Genomic DNA, 15269 nt, shown 5'->3' with positions numbered 1-15269 from the left:
ATTCTTTTCAGGAACTTAGAAAAAAATATGGCCAAAGCCTGTAAAGCGAAAGTTTTAAAAGATGCTGAGTTTAGACGACTCTTAGCAGTAGCTAAAGATAGTACATTTGCCATTCGCAATGTGGCGATGATTTATTGTTCGTTTGGCTTAGGGTTTCGAGCAAAAGAAATTGCTTCTTTGACTATTGCTGATGTTGCTGATAGCCATTACCGCTTACTCGATGAAATTTGCCTTAAGCGCTCCATGACCAAAGGTGAAAAACAACGTTATGTTTATTTAAGTAATAAAAAATTACGAGAAGCACTACAAGCCTATCTTAATCATTTAAAAGCAAACCACATGGCCCGCTATAAACCTTTCTTTCAAACGCAACGGCGAAGCCGCTTTACACCGAATACTTTACAAAAATGGTTCCGAAAATTGTATGACAAAGCAGGTATTCTGGGAGCAAGTCGGCGAACCTTTATTACCAAATTGATTGAACAAGAGGTTGATATCAAAGCCGCATCAAGATTAGCAGGCCATGCTTCCATTGTAACAACCTCTATTTACGTTGGTGATAGCCCAGATAGGCTTAAACGGATTGTGGCGAATTTGGCATTGTTGTGACAGAGCCAAAAAAGGGATTCCTATTTTCGTTTTTACTAGCTTTTCAAGAAAAGTTAACTACTTCTTTTTCTAGCTAGATTTCCGTAGTCTTAATGTATACTTATCTTTTTTAAGTAAACAAACCGATAATGTTGAATTTACTCTTTGTTTTCTTAAAAGCTGACACAATACTCTCAGTTTATTGCCTTTATTATGCAACCTATAATTTCTGCACAACTAAAACTTCATTATCATGATGCTCAGAGTCAGAACATCCGTCTATTTTTTTCGGCGTTTCATCTATTAGCATAATCTTCACATCTGTTCTTGCACCAAAAAATGAAGCGATATAATTTTTAGGAAACTGACGACTTACATTATTGGAGATTATAAAGCGCGAATCAGAAACTGCATTATTTAAAAACGTAATTATGAGTGCAGCTAATGCTTTATCTTCTAGATATTGGACTACTCTTATGGCTATGAAGTTAATTGGCGATTTATCGATATCGAGATTTAAGTAGCTTTGAGTTTCAGAAATATTATTTAAATCTACTAACTGACAGGGAATATTTTTATGAGTTAATTCTTTAATAGCTTCTTTACTATAATCATAACCCATGATTTTGATAATCAGTTTTATACTTATCTAAAAAATCTCCTCTAGCAGCACCAAATTGTAAAATCTTAGAGCCTTTGCTCAACAAATAATGTTCTAATTGAAATTTTTCAAAGAAAAAATGTGAATAACTTTTGATGTTAAGGTTTTTCCATTTATACGTATACATACGTCCTCTGAACTTTCATTATACTCTTCCCAATGATTTTTAACTGCCGTTTGGTTTATTTTCTCCTTATCTTCCTTGTTTTCAAATAACTTTTTCATAAATTTGCCCTAAAAATTGACACTTATAAAAATATTTTATCATTTTTTAATCTATTTGGTCAAATATTAATCAATAAAAACTAGAAGAAATGGAGCGTCACCTTGACCGGGAAAATGAAGTTTGAAGATAGGCGTTGAAAAAGATTTAAAAAAGTTAGATCACGCTACTTAAAAGAAGATTTTTAACTATATCAAAGAGTACCTGGTCAAGTAGAAAATCCTAAATCGATTGGGAAACTTCTATCAGAAAGTAAGAGTAATTTATAATGTTTATGATTAAATAGAATTGGTCACATAAACGACCGGTTATGGAACTAACCCTAACCTACCCCAAAAACCTGTAAATCAGTCATTTAACTGGTTATTAATTAACGTCACGTAAATATAGATTTTATTTGTTTGTGTGACTAAAGGCAACCTAACTAGCGCTCAGATTAAAAATAGACTTATCTTTAAAAATTTATCGTCGTTAACCATCATGCAAAATTGTTTCATAGTTTAGCTTAAGCTGACACTTCACCACCGATTTTATCTTTAGTTTAAGAAGTTATGAGGCATTCATATTTTTTTAAAAAGAGTTATTATTCACCTTAAAGGGATTACGGATTAATAGATACAAGGAGTGTTAATAGAAAGTTGGAGTAATTTTTACAATGAAGTATTTAAAAACTATAGCAGGTGTTACTCTGCTATCTATATCAGCCTGTCCTAGTGCTGGTGTCTGGGGTCCTACAGCTCATAGTCGAGCAAATTGTTTCGGATTTAATGAGTCGATAACCTGGCACGCTAATAACAATTATTATTGGCGCGTAGAAAGCCATCACTTTCCAAAAGGCGCATCAAAGCCTGCTCATATTCTAAATACAGGTACGCAATATACGTGGAGAGCCGCTGCCTATCATGCTACTGAGGCCTATTCAACACGAGGTGACCAATGGTGGGTTAATGGTTTTCATTTTTGGTATCCAAATGGTAAAGAGAGATTAGATGTAATGACCAGCGTAGGTGACTGCAGCATATACGATGGCTGGTGGGATTAATTTAAAAGGAAAGTTATGAAAAAAATAATTCCGTTAATGTTGGTGATAGGAGTAAACACAGTCTATGCAGACCAACAAAACGATATTGAAGTACAACGCCTGGAATGGACTAAGGCATATCTTGAAAAACAAGGCTTACCTGCACCAGATGGTGGTATAAAGGTAATTCCTGAGAAACAAATGTCAAGCTATACAGAAAGAAAAGAAGAGCGACTTAAGTTCAAGAAGGATATTCAAAAGTTTGGTTACATTAAGTCAGACAATCCATCAACAAATCAGCTTTTAAACCTCGAGATCACTTCCAAAAGGGACTTAATGGCTCATGGTAGTGATAGTGATCCTGAGAGTACTCATCTTAAAAAAAGTATTAATGATTTAAAAATGGCTTATAGTCCAACACCTGTTCCATCCACTGTAGCTGATAAATATATTGGGGCTGCGCCTTACCTTACCTATTTAAAAGATCAAGGTTGGGTTGGGGCTATTCAGTTTTTCACCAATAATAACGTAGGTAATTGCTCTTTTAGTGAAAATAATGTAAAGCTGAGTCATGGCTCCATTGTCATTGCTAAAGAAGATGTTCGCAATGATATAAACGGAAAAACAACAACTGTGGAAGTAATGGGAACTCCAAACTCAGGATTTACTTATACTGTAGAATGGTTTGATGATGCATTTTTTAGAAAATTAGAATGTGCTAATAAACAATATTCTCCCAATTTAACCAATTCAGTTCTTAAAATAGCTCAAGCTATTGATAACGCATAAAACTCAATTAAACCTAGGTCATGATTAAGTAATTACGCTCTATCATCCTAGGTTTTCACTCTTTACTAAGATTAAAGTGATTAATCAATCGATTGTTGCAAAACTATAATCCTGGTGGCGAAATCGCTAAAACCTTTAATGCTCATAGAGCAACGATTTATTACCTGAATAACCCATCTTAATAGCTTCCACTATTACTTATAAAGGATGATTGTTCCTTCTTAAATTAGTTTTTGTGAAGCTGATTTTTAGGAAATTTCTTTTCTTAAATATAATTTAGCCATATAGCCTTCATTTTGATAACCAATAGACTGATAGAAATCATGAGAGCCATCTTTTGCACGTCTTAACCAGAAGTAAGATCAACGATACAAGGGCTTAACTGCTGTGCGACCTCCTCAACTTTCTTCATTAATTTCCTTCCAATATCCTGACCTCTAAATTTTTTATCAACGACCAATCCTTCAATATGAATTCGCGTGGTAGGAGTAACAAACAGATAACTTTTTGACCATGCGACCCATCCAATAATCGTACCTGCCTTATCAGCAAGAAAAATTTCATATCCTTCTTGTTTAGAAAAAATTTCAAATTGGGCTTTTAAAATTTCAAGAGGTTGCGGATACCCTAATTGATCCATCAAAGGCAGGAAGCTTGGAACATCCTCTATTACTGCCTTACGAATAATAAGATTTAATGTCATTTCTTACTCTGCTGATTATTTAAATAGTTTAATATCTTTGATTGTTTTTCACTAATTGAAACGTTTCGTTGTTTAAGGTATAAATTTATATAATTTTACAAGCAAAGCTGAACGAACCGCTTTTTAGAATAAACCGTTTTATTAGCGAACTGGGCAGGCACATGGAAATAAACAACAAACCTAATCAATTTACCTATCAATAAATATTAGATGTAGGAGATTGATTGTGCGCTTACAGCTAGAATCTCGAAGAATATTAATTATCTGGTTTTACTTCTAGATTTAGTTCTTTTAAATCGTCTTCAGGGCGTTCTAAAAATTGCTCTTTGTCATCTTGACACTTTAAAGCAAATAACCCACCTTTATGCATATAAGACATTCTCGATCCTTCCTTGTAGCTAGAAGCACCTCCATACCATGTGCCATACTCTCCTTCTCCAGATAAATAACTAGCAATTTCTGCCTTAATTTTTTCTTCTGTATACAGCGAAGGGTTTGTTAATAGGTTAACAACGAATTTTTCTGTTGCCTTTTTTCCATGATATGAAAATAGGTCTTTATCTTTCAAATAATCATAACAAATTGTGAGTGCTTTACATAAAAGAGGATTATTTTTAATATTATTAATTAAGCTTTCTTCATATAATTTTTCTGATTTAGAGCATAGCATTGCTACAGTTACTGCTTTTGCCTGCCCTGCAGTAATATTTAGTTCGTTATATAAGGCTTCATCAGAATTATTTAATTCTACAAGTAGAAAAATTTTTACTAAGTCTAAATCAGGTCTTAGTTGCGGATTTTTATTCTGCATTAGAGTAGAAAGATAAGCTACATTCTTATTTCCTTTATTTATGTGTTCTAAAACAACTCCTAAAGAATATATATCAGATTTAACGGAAGTTTGGCGTTGATAAACTTCAGGTGCCATATAACCACGCGTACCGCACCATTGACCATAAAATATTTCATTGCTATCTTTTATCTTTGTTGCTATTCCGAAGTCGACTAAAGTAATTTTTCCTTCTTTGATTACAAAATTACTTTCCTTGATATCTCTATGAATCCGCTTCTTTTTAGAAATAGCTGTGCGCCCTTTATGTAAATTATCTACTTGTATTACGCATTGCAAGGCTAGATCGAGTCTTTGAAGTCCATTTAAATAATTTTGGCTTAGAAAATCTGAAAGATTAATTCCTAAGTATTCCATGACATAATATTTTTTAGAGCTATCAATTCTATGAATTGGTCGTGCTTTTTCTATTCCTAGATCTTTTGAAATATTTGCTTCATCCCAGTTAATCTCGCGCGAAATTTTTATAGCGAATAATTCGTTATTCTTATTTTTAATAAGTTTAACTTTCCCGAAAGTACCTTTCCCCAGATATTCTCCCGACGCTAACGCATAAATATTGTTCTCTATTTTTATGAAAGAATGTTTAAGCTTAACTTCTTCCTTAGTTCCAGGTTGAATGTATTTTCTTTTCCAATTAGTTTTCTTAATTTTTGTTCCATCAGGGGCTGTTTTTAAATAAAATTCTGCAATTTCCCATTCTTCAAGTGTAACATTTTCTAGCGATGGCATAGTAAATTTCCATAAGAATAATAAATACTTAGCTTTATTGATTTATATACATACAAATAGTATATATTTAAATCATTAAGAAAGTATGATGGACTGATATAGAAAGCCAGGTATTTAAATCACTGAGGCTCATGCCCGTGCACTGCTTAAAACGTGGATAAACCCTTCTATGAAGGCCACAAAAAGAAGAACATTCACCGTTTAATGGCTTACCTCTAAATGAAAATGCAGCTGTTTTCTTTTGTTCAGCCTGAGCTTGAGAAGGATAGAGAGGAGAACTATTGCTTACCTATTTAAATAGATAGTAATTAATAAGAAGTCTTAAAAAAAGACCCGGCCTGTTGCAAAAGGTACCGGGTAATTAAATAGAAATACCTGATGAAAAAAGCCATCCGTTTAACATTGATAGCAATAACCGCCATATAAGCTTGTATTTGGACGTTATAAATGCCTCGGTATTAGCTTTTGCTAAGCCATGATAGTTTTTCAACTCATTCATCACACTTTCAATTTGTGCCAGTCTTTCCACTAATTTTTGCTTAAATAAGGCTGTCTGCATAGCCAATGTAACCTATTGAAATAAATCAAAATTAGCAGGACAACGGTAGATATCCTTTTCCGCATCATAATCAAAGTTGGGTGTGACTGTTCGTTGTGAAGCGCCGCTACGGGTACTAAATAAAGGAATATAGGTAGTAATACCCATTGATTTGAGCGTTGCAATAGTATGCCCTGCGCCATAAGCGCGATCAGCGATGACTTCATCAATCTCATGGTTAAAACCTAACATGTGCTTTATATTTTAGGGTTTGATGAATTTTATTAGAGACAGTTCGTTTAGCAAGTTTAACACCTCGCTCGCCTTGTCTTGTGTCTTTATTACCGGATTTGGGTACGAGTGAGTTAATAGAAGCATTCGCTTGAAACAAGGTACTATCCGTCATCACACTTTTACTATGAAGCAAACCTGCTTGATGATATTGTTTAAGTATGGCATTAAAAAGGACTGAAATACACTAAACGATAGTCGCTTAAAAAAACGACTAAGCGAAGAATGGCTTGGTACAGGTGAATCCAACGCTAACCCGCAAAACCACCGATAACTGATATTATACTTTACTTCTTCTATAAGGCGTTGGTTTGAGGGTATTGAAAATAAATAACCGATAAGCAACATGCGAAAACACAGCTCTGGTGATATTGAGGGTCTACCATTATTAGGACTATAACAAGACGCTGTTAATTCATTAACAAAGGAAAAATCAACAGACCGGTTCACTTTTTTTAATAAATGAGTTGGCGAAATAAGGTTGTCTATCAGGGAGTTATTCGAATTAAGCAGTTCATTGCGAAATTGACCTTGCATGAGCTATTTTAAAAGCCGCTGATTAGATCAGGATAGTCCTAATGTGTAAAGTTTTTTCACCTTTTGCAACAGGCCGGAACCATTTTTGAGACAATCCATACCTTACTGTTTTGTTAGATGAGTGACAGCCTAATTTTTGGTGGTTAGATTTTATTCTGATTAAGTAACGGGACTAAATCCTCAAGACCGTTTAGATCATCTTTGTCGAAAGAACGCAATTGACCTTGATTATCACGAATAAGCTTTTCTTTAATACTAAACAAGCTTAACCGTAGCAATGAGGGGACGTCGCTAGGTAAACCAACTTCTCTTCCATAGCAGGCCCGCTTACGTGGACTTTTTTCATTTAAAGCTAAATGACCTATCCTAGTTAATCCAGAATTGTCTGCTTTAATCATTTGCAGAACGAGATTACTTGCAAGTGCTTTGATGCCAACATCACCAATCTCATTCCAACTTAAATCAACCGTAGTTACGGTCGTATTATGCTCAGCAAAGTCTTTCGCGCCAACAGCACCAATCTCATTCCAGCGTAAATCAACCGTCGTTACGGTCGTACTATGCAGAGCAAAATCTTTCGCGCCAACATCACCAATCTCATTCCAGCGTAAATCAACCGTCGTTGCAGTCTTATTATGCAGAGCAAAATCTTTAGCGCCAACAGCACCAATCTGATTCTCGCCTAAATCAACTGTGGTCGCGGTTCTATTATGCTCAGCAAAGTCTTTCGCGCCAACAGCACCAATTTCATTCCCACGTAAATTAACCGTCGTTGCGGCCGTATTATGCAGAGCAAAATCTTTAGCGCCAATAGCACCAATCTGATTACAGCTTAAATCAACCGTTTTTATTTGAGGATGTCTATTAAGAAAATTGATAATGTCAATTAGATCATCATCGCAAACATTTTGATTACTTAAATTAAGGACTTCAGAACTAGAACACAATGATAATAATGCTTGTTCTGTAAAATTTGTCATAATTTCTCAAGAGCAACTTAAAAAAGCTCTCTATTCTCCAGAATTGATTATTAAATTTCAATATTGATAAAAAATAAAATCATGGAAAGAGTACGTGTTTATATTGGCGTTTAAAGCAGTGAAGAAAAAAATATAACTTATCAAAAGGATCACAAATTCTCAAAAAACGAACCATTTTTGAGACCATATTTAATTATAAATTATCAAAAACCTGTCTACTTTTGGATTCAGCGTATTGTCATCTCTGTCAATGTTTAATTTTTCTAGCTTATCTAAATATAAATTATATCAATTGCTTAAATGATTTAATCTTACCTATTTTACTAAAGTAACCTGGAAAAGTGATGAATACGTTTAAAAAGGTTAATTTAACAAGTGGCTGATTGGCAATAATAGTGAAGTATCATTTATCACTGCACAATCAGGCTTATACTGGTGCTCTACGTTTAAAATCTATCATTTTTGCGTTTGTTAGTTTTGACAACAGACCCATCATCCCTCCTATAGTCCTTTATGGATTAAAATATAAGTATACAGTTTATAAAGATATTAATGAGTTAGAAAGATTAGCTTAGGTCCATGAGGAAAGAATATGAGTTTCAAAAAAGATAAAGAAGTTTTAAGGTTAAAGGAATTATATAATCTACAAATTCTTGATACAGAAAAAGAACTTAGGTTTGACCAATACACTAAACTAGTAGCTGATATTTTTAATATTCCTATCGTAATAGTGAGTTTAATCGATGTTAACAGGCAATGGTTTAAAGCTTGTTTGGGCTTAGAAGTCAGTGAAATGCCAAGAAGTGTTTCCTTTTGTACCTATACCATTGAAGAAAGAGAAATATTAGTCATTCCTAATGCTTTAAAAGATAAACGATTTAACACCAATCCTTTAGTTCTTAATGAGCCGTTTATTCGTTTTTATGCAGGTGCCGTTTTAAGAGGTCCAACAGGCAAGGCCTTAGGAACCCTTTGTTTGATTGATAAAAAACCACGTAGTTTTTCTACGCAGGAAGAGAATTTATTAATCCAGTTTGCACGGCTCGTTGAACACGAATTAAGTTATACTTACCATCTTAATGAAATGAGAAAAAAAATTGAGCAAACCATTTATTTTGACTCCGTTACTGAGCTACCTAACAGAAGATTATTATTAGAAAACCTTAATAGTGCTATCCGTAATAGTCAAGCCAATAGCCGGATTGCAGTGATAGCTATACGACTTAATCGTTTTAAGGAGCTTGAAAATGTCTTAGGCTCCGTTACTAGTGAAACAATTCTTAAAGAAACGGCTAAGAGATTAAAAGAGATTTATTTGAACCATATAGCGATCGCCCGCTGGGATGATGATGTATTTACATTAGTATTACCTGTTTCGCCTGATTACAGCTATTTTACCTCAATCCTTATTCAGAAGATTGAAAGTCTTTTTGCAGAACTACTTAATTCCCATGACAGAGCTTCTTTACTTACGCCTCAAATCGGAGTAAGCATTTACCCTCAAGACAGCGAAAATGGTGATGAGCTTGTCCAGCATGCGCTATATGCCATGCGTGCACCTTGTGTGAATAATATTTCCTACCGCTTTTATTCAGATGAGGTTACTAAACAAGTTATTCAAAATTATGAGCTTGAAATTTTATTAAATAAAGCCTTAGAAGAGAATGCTCTAACAATAGTTTACCAACCAAGAATAGACGTTAAATCAGAAAAAATTTGTGGTGCCGAAGCGCTCTGTCGCTGGAAGGACTCGAAAGGCAATGATATTTCTCCCATGACGTTCGTCTCAATAGCGGAACAATCAGATTTAATTATTAAACTAGGACGTTTTGTGTTAAAGAGAGTATGTGAGGATATAGCGCAGTGGAATAAGAAAGGTTATAAAAAAATACCTATGTCTATTAACATTTCTCCAAAACACTTATTAAGCGCAGGCTTTATTGAAGAAGTTACTGCTTTGTTGACTGACTACCAGATTGAACCAAATTATATTGACTTAGAGATTACCGAATCCTCCTTCTTAATAGCCGAAGAAGCACTTTTAGTCATGAACGCTTTATGTAAACTAGGTATTACTTTTTCCTTAGATGATTTCGGTACTGGGTTTTCTTCGCTTTCATATTTACAAAAATTACCTCTTAAAACCCTAAAGATAGATAAGGCATTTATTACTAATCTGCATTTAAATAAAAATGACAATAGAATTGCTCGGACAATTATTGTCATGGCTAAAACGTTAAATCTAATTTCTCTAGCTGAAGGGGTGGAGCGCGAAGAACAATTTAAATTATTAAAAAAATATCAGTGTTCTCAAATTCAAGGTTATCTCTTTAGCCCTCCTTTAGAGCCGAATTCCTTTATAGAAAAAACAGTTAAGTTAGGTGTCATATAAAAGAACATAACCAGCGACTTAAAAAATACTTTAGTCTATTTTAGAGCTGTCTCGTAAGACGACCGTTTATGAGACCAAAGTTAATCAAATTAGCTAGCGACAAGCTCGTTGCTTCAGAGTGGTTTTTCGGCCATCTTTCAGGATTTATAAAAATCAATCTTTAAAATTATTTAGGATAATAGAACTAATGGAACACAAATTTATGCAGATATTTAAAAGTAGATATATTTATATCAAATTCTTTAAGCAGCAGAAATTTCAACATGCATGGGTATATTATATTGATTTAATGAATCTTGTAAGGCAAGCCGAACAAATTGTTTATCAGAATAGCCAAGTTTATCTGCAAAGGCTTTAGCTTTCTTAGCACTAACTATCTTACGATCATGCTCTAAATCACAAAGATATTGAACGGAAATACCTAACCTTTTAGCAAAATGAGTTTGGCTTTCCTCTCTTCACCTAATCGAATAGCACGAAGGGTTTTACCTAAACTTAAAGGACCTATTTGTTTTTCTAGATACTCACGTGCATTAATAGTCATGTTTATTTACCTCTTCAAAAGTATTGAGAAAGCCACAGAAAAAGCCAGCTATTGCTACAATAAAAAATTCAACCACAAAAATATACCAAGATTGTTAGTAGATGCTGTTTAGCAGTTTAGGTTATTTGTAGCTCTCTTGCAAAAATTGAATCCTATAGCAATCAAAGCATATTCTTCACTTAGGTATTAAAATTTAAATTAGATAATTTAATTTTTCACCTAGAAGAATTACTGAATTTTAAATTCGAAGACCCACTTTTTAGAAGTGAAAATTTCTTGCAACAGAACTATTTTGGGTATGATCTCGCATTAATAGATAAATATCTCTGAGCAGCCTCTTTGTATGATCTATATTAAATCATGGTGATCTTTATTATACCAATCAGTTTATGTATAATGTTTTCTTAAATTAACCTAAATGAATATAAATAAGGCAAAAAGAAAGTATGAAAGACAAATTTGAATTTAATAAATTAAACTCGAACCTCCAAATCGAAACAGCACAAAGTTTATCAACCCCTGATTTAGTAAACCTTTCTATGACATCCCCATATCATTTGGCCTTGTTTAAACCTATGATTGATGTTCGTAAATTATTACATTATGTAACGCGCGGAGAACATGAAGCGGTTGCAGCGATATTAAAGAAGGACATGAGTTTAATTTTTAAAAGGGGCAAAGTGACGGATTGCTCTGGACGGACCTTTGATAACATAAGTAGCCTTGAATATGCACTTTGGGCCTTGGATAAACACATGTGGGCAGTGATGATTTCGTGCATACCTCAAAATGAAGAAGGCAAGAAGGTATTTGCAAGCTTAATTGCTCAATACAACAAAATCTGCACAGAGGGTGTCACTTATAAGCTTAATGGGGAAACAGTCACTGAAAAGCATTTTGATTTCGAAAATACCATCATTAAAGAGCTGCAAACGCAAGTGGATTCTATAAACGCGCCAGGGGCTAAGAATTGGGATGCCATTGATAAGCAGTGGCGCGAAGGTGTTGGTGGTGCACAAAAACTGCTGCCTATGCATGTTGTTTATGAGTACTGCTCTAATGAGCCTTTTCATCCTGTGCCTAAGTTTACCTCGCAGCCAAAATCATCAAAACAATTCAATAATTGGACTACTAAAAAGGATGAAAATTGGTTTGATGTTGAGTCGAAATTAGGTTCCGGATTTGCAATATATAAAGGCGCTCGGGAGGATGGCCCTGCTGGAACGGCGAAGGGGTACGGGGCGGCAATTTATCACCGAGTTATGCGCGAGACTGATTTAGCCGCTTTAATGGCGTTATATGTAGCGAGAACAAAGGACTTTATCAATCTCAAATCGCAACTTGAAAAACAGATGACTTTGGATAATCCTCACCAAGTTTTTCAGATTTGACTGAGTTGGCAACATATCGATGAAGAAGCCCGGGTAAGCCGCCACATGCTTATCCCGGTGGTGTTGCAAAAATAAAGCTGTAGTATTATTAGTTAATTTCAATGGTACTTTCTATGAGCTCAAAAAATGGCTCTGTTGCAGAAAATTTTTAATTTTAGAAAGTGGATTCTTGAAGTTGCAATCTGCTAGTTTTGGCTATTTGGGCGGAAAATTAATTCATCTAATTTAAACTTTGTAATACCCAAGTGAAGAATATTTTTTGATTTTTATAGAATTCAAGTTTTTGCAACAGTGCCCCATAAACTGTCATCGCTAGCGATGTACGCAAAAGTTTTACTAACTGAGCCTAAGCTTAATAAATCCTTTTTACTTACATAGGAAAGAACATACGAGTTATCTTTTCTTGAAAACATCTTTATTTTCTACAATATTAATTAGGCATATAGGCTACTAGAACAACTCTTCCAGTACGATTGATTAATAAGATTGTCAAAATTTCTATGGAATAATGAACAAATTTGATGGTCTATCTGGCTTTACTGCAAATATAATGAACACAAAATATAAACTCAAGATATAGTTCAGCTTTAAGTGAAAGACATTTACTATATAGAGAGGTTCTTTTCAGTTCAGAAGCTCTAATAGAATTCACTAAGTATAAGCTATTGATAAAAAGATAATTATATAGTTAAATTAGCCGAAATTTAGCTATATTAATAAAAAGTAAGGATCGTTATGTATTCAATGCACTCTTTTTTTGAACAAGGAAATAAATCTCCTTCTGCCCTCGAGATGAAACAAAATGCGCAGTGGAGAAGGGACGACATAAACTATAACAATCTTCCTGACGACCTCTATCTATCCTATATTTTTGTAGATAAAAAAATCAGTTTTTGTATTAATGGAGGACATGAAAGAAAAAATATAATTACCTTTCAAGTTGAAGATAAGAATGTTTACGACGAATTTTCATTATCTCTAGCCAGTAAAGAAATGAATATTAAAGACGTTTCTAATGACATCCTTTTGGGAAATAAGTATGCTTTTGATTTAGAGTACTCTAGTGCTAGTGATGTTAAACTATTTATTAATGAATTGGATGTACGGTTTCCTTTTCCAAAGGAAATTAAACAAACTCTTTTTACTGCTGCAGAATCATTAGGCCAAGAATCAAAAAATAAGAGAAATGATAATGTAATGAATTCAGAAGCAGTTATAGAGAAAGTAGAACGACTTAAAAGAAAGGCAAATAAATTATTAGACAGTATAACTACTTTGCAAGAAGAACTAGAAGAAGCTAGCGCTGATAATCAACTAACGAACTTCAGAATGTAAATGTAAATTGATTGATTGGCTCTGTTGCAAAAAAACTTCACTCCTGGAAAGTGGATTTTCGAATCTAAAATTTAGTAATTTTTTCTATCTTGGTGGAAAATTAAATTATCTTATTTGCAACAGAGTCTATTCTAACACCAAAACTGACTCACTTTTCAAAACTAAAAAATTTTTTGCAATAGAGCCTTGCAACTCACTGATTGATAGATCCCCGCTATCCATGCTTATACTTTTAATAACAAAATTTCTTGCATTATACGCATATAGTAATATTGTTACAATTTAGTGCCGGGTTAATATAAAGACTTTGAGCTTGATAAGGTATCGCTTTCGATGGCTTTGCCTTGCAGATTAACTTTATAGCCTCCGACTCTTAATTCAGATGCTTGTTCTATAACCATTACTGAAAAACTATATTTTTATAACCAAAAAGCCAAGGCTGGTCCCGCAGTACCCGCACCAGTGATTAGTATGTTTTGGGTATGATCTCGCATTAATAGATAAATATCTCTGAGCAGCCTCTTTGTATGATCTATATTAAATCATGGTGATCTTTATTATACCAATCAGTTTATGTATAATGTTTTCTTAAATTAACCTAAATGAATATAAATAAGGCAAAAAGAAAGTATGAAAGACAAATTTGAATTTAATAAATTAAACTCGAACCTCCAAATCGAAACAGCACAAAGTTTATCAACCCCTGATTTAGTAAACCTTTCTATGACATCCCCATATCATTTGGCCTTGTTTAAACCTATGATTGATGTTCGTAAATTATTACATTATGTAACGCGCGGAGAACATGAAGCGGTTGCAGCGATATTAAAGAAGGACATGAGTTTAATTTTTAAAAGGGGCAAAGTGACGGATTGCTCTGGACGGACCTTTGATAACATAAGTAGCCTTGAATATGCACTTTGGGCCTTGGATAAACACATGTGGACAATGATGCTTGCGTGCTTACCTAAAAACGAAGAAGGTAAGCAGGTATTCGCACAATTGATTGCTCAATACAACAAAATTAGCATAGAGGGCGTCACTTATAGGCTTAGTGGGAAAACAATCACTGAAAAGCATTTTGATTTCGAAAATACCATCATTAAAGAGCTACAAACCATTAAAGAGCTGGAAACGCAAATGAATTCGATAGACGTGCCAGGGGCTGAGGATTGGGATACCATTGATAAGCACTGGCGCGAAGGCGTTGGTGGTGCACAAAAGCTGCTGCCTATGCATGTTGTTTATGAGTACTGCTCTAATGAGCCTTTTGATCCTGTGCCTAAGTTTACCTCACAACCAAAATCATCAAAACAATTCTATAATTGGGCTACTGACGAGGATGAAAGTTGGTTTAGCATTGATTCCAAGTTGGGTATTGATTTTGCTTTATATAAGGGTGGCGGCGGAGCGCGCGACGAGGGTAAGTGGCATCCAGTGGTCGCGCAATCCCGGCAGTGGGCGTTTGGCGAACAGCATTCGTTGATTGCCATGACAGCATTATGTGAAGTAAGAACAAAGGATTTTATCAATCTTAAATCACAACTTGAGGAACAGATGACTTTGGATAATCGTCACCAAGTTATTTCGATGTGACCGAGTTAACTGCTGTCGCTGAAGAAGCCCGGCGGTGTTGCAAAAAATAAAGCTGTAGTATTATTAGTTAATTTCAATAGTACTTTCTATGAGCTCAA

The 15269-nt window shown here is 34.3% G+C and carries 19 protein-coding genes; 7 read left to right on the top strand and 12 right to left on the bottom strand.

Annotated features, from left to right (window positions below; genetic code table 11):
- The first annotated feature begins 27 nt into the window (after positions 1-27).
- Complete coding sequence (locus ACQUW5_RS00740) at positions 28-609, top strand: tyrosine-type recombinase/integrase (protein ID WP_444989045.1); 582 nt, start codon at positions 28-30, stop codon at positions 607-609.
- Between the two features lie 199 nt (positions 610-808).
- Here the strand turns inward: ACQUW5_RS00740 and ACQUW5_RS00735 are convergent, their stop codons facing one another.
- Both ACQUW5_RS00735 and ACQUW5_RS00730 read right to left on the bottom strand, forming a co-directional pair.
- Positions 809-1210 (bottom strand): hypothetical protein, encoded by a 402-nt coding sequence (locus ACQUW5_RS00735; protein ID WP_444989043.1) that lies wholly within the window; start codon positions 1208-1210, stop codon positions 809-811.
- 93 nt (positions 1211-1303) lie between these two features.
- Positions 1304-1474, bottom strand: coding sequence for a hypothetical protein (locus ACQUW5_RS00730; RefSeq protein WP_444989041.1), 171 nt, complete (start codon positions 1472-1474; stop codon positions 1304-1306).
- A gap of 653 nt (positions 1475-2127) precedes the next feature.
- Here ACQUW5_RS00730 and ACQUW5_RS00725 point away from each other — a divergent pair.
- On the top strand, positions 2128-2514 hold the full coding sequence (locus tag ACQUW5_RS00725) for a hypothetical protein (protein ID WP_444989039.1): 387 nt from the start codon (positions 2128-2130) through the stop codon (positions 2512-2514).
- A gap of 15 nt (positions 2515-2529) precedes the next feature.
- Positions 2530-3282 (top strand): hypothetical protein, encoded by a 753-nt coding sequence (locus tag ACQUW5_RS00720; protein WP_444989037.1) that lies wholly within the window; start codon positions 2530-2532, stop codon positions 3280-3282.
- 346 nt (positions 3283-3628) lie between these two features.
- Here ACQUW5_RS00720 and ACQUW5_RS00715 read toward each other — a convergent pair whose 3' ends face one another.
- The 7 genes from ACQUW5_RS00715 to ACQUW5_RS00685 form a co-directional block, all read right to left on the bottom strand.
- Positions 3629-3985: a GNAT family N-acetyltransferase gene (locus ACQUW5_RS00715; RefSeq protein WP_444989035.1), complete on the bottom strand. Its 357-nt coding sequence runs from the start codon at positions 3983-3985 to the stop codon at positions 3629-3631.
- Between the two features lie 256 nt (positions 3986-4241).
- Positions 4242-5567 (bottom strand): protein kinase domain-containing protein, encoded by a 1326-nt coding sequence (locus tag ACQUW5_RS00710; RefSeq protein ID WP_444989034.1) that lies wholly within the window; start codon positions 5565-5567, stop codon positions 4242-4244.
- Between the two features lie 361 nt (positions 5568-5928).
- Positions 5929-6126 carry a hypothetical protein gene (locus ACQUW5_RS00705; protein WP_444989032.1) on the bottom strand — a complete coding sequence of 66 codons (198 nt, stop codon included), beginning with the start codon at positions 6124-6126 and terminating at the stop codon, positions 5929-5931.
- A 12-nt stretch (positions 6127-6138) separates the two neighbouring features.
- Entirely contained in the window at positions 6139-6357 is a 219-nt protein-coding gene (locus ACQUW5_RS00700; protein ID WP_444989030.1) for a hypothetical protein, read from the bottom strand.
- Positions 6344-6511 carry a hypothetical protein gene (locus tag ACQUW5_RS00695; protein ID WP_444989028.1) on the bottom strand — a complete coding sequence of 56 codons (168 nt, stop codon included), beginning with the start codon at positions 6509-6511 and terminating at the stop codon, positions 6344-6346. Before ACQUW5_RS00695 ends, ACQUW5_RS00700 begins: the two co-directional genes overlap by 14 nt.
- Positions 6511-6933: a transposase gene (locus ACQUW5_RS00690; protein WP_444989026.1), complete on the bottom strand. Its 423-nt coding sequence runs from the start codon at positions 6931-6933 to the stop codon at positions 6511-6513. The genes ACQUW5_RS00695 and ACQUW5_RS00690 overlap by 1 nt, the downstream gene beginning before the upstream one ends.
- Positions 6934-7076: 143 nt before the next feature.
- The gene (locus tag ACQUW5_RS00685; protein ID WP_444989024.1) at positions 7077-7913 is read right to left on the bottom strand and encodes a leucine-rich repeat domain-containing protein; all 837 of its coding nucleotides are present in this window, start codon (positions 7911-7913) and stop codon (positions 7077-7079) included.
- A gap of 592 nt (positions 7914-8505) precedes the next feature.
- On the opposite strand from ACQUW5_RS00685, the gene ACQUW5_RS00680 reads away from it, so the two are divergent.
- Entirely contained in the window at positions 8506-10305 is a 1800-nt protein-coding gene (locus ACQUW5_RS00680) for a sensor domain-containing phosphodiesterase (RefSeq protein WP_444989022.1), read from the top strand.
- A 242-nt stretch (positions 10306-10547) separates the two neighbouring features.
- Here ACQUW5_RS00680 and ACQUW5_RS00675 read toward each other — a convergent pair whose 3' ends face one another.
- Positions 10548-10724: a hypothetical protein gene (locus ACQUW5_RS00675; protein ID WP_444989601.1), complete on the bottom strand. Its 177-nt coding sequence runs from the start codon at positions 10722-10724 to the stop codon at positions 10548-10550.
- 2 nt (positions 10725-10726) lie between these two features.
- The gene (locus ACQUW5_RS00670) at positions 10727-10849 is read right to left on the bottom strand and encodes a hypothetical protein (protein WP_444989020.1); all 123 of its coding nucleotides are present in this window, start codon (positions 10847-10849) and stop codon (positions 10727-10729) included.
- Between the two features lie 446 nt (positions 10850-11295).
- On the opposite strand from ACQUW5_RS00670, the gene ACQUW5_RS00665 reads away from it, so the two are divergent.
- A complete protein-coding gene (locus ACQUW5_RS00665; protein WP_444989018.1) occupies positions 11296-12240 on the top strand; it encodes a Dot/Icm T4SS effector CpeA-related protein in 945 nt (314 codons plus the stop codon).
- A gap of 275 nt (positions 12241-12515) precedes the next feature.
- Here ACQUW5_RS00665 and ACQUW5_RS00660 read toward each other — a convergent pair whose 3' ends face one another.
- Positions 12516-12653 (bottom strand): F-box protein, encoded by a 138-nt coding sequence (locus ACQUW5_RS00660; protein ID WP_444989016.1) that lies wholly within the window; start codon positions 12651-12653, stop codon positions 12516-12518.
- A gap of 322 nt (positions 12654-12975) precedes the next feature.
- On the opposite strand from ACQUW5_RS00660, the gene ACQUW5_RS00655 reads away from it, so the two are divergent.
- Positions 12976-13575 (top strand): hypothetical protein, encoded by a 600-nt coding sequence (locus ACQUW5_RS00655; protein WP_444989014.1) that lies wholly within the window; start codon positions 12976-12978, stop codon positions 13573-13575.
- 630 nt (positions 13576-14205) lie between these two features.
- A complete protein-coding gene (locus ACQUW5_RS00650; RefSeq protein WP_444989012.1) occupies positions 14206-15171 on the top strand; it encodes a Dot/Icm T4SS effector CpeA-related protein in 966 nt (321 codons plus the stop codon).
- Positions 15172-15269: the final 98 nt, after the last annotated feature.

Source organism: Legionella pelazae, assembly GCF_052527395.1.
This window is presented reverse-complemented; position numbering and strand designations above follow the sequence as displayed.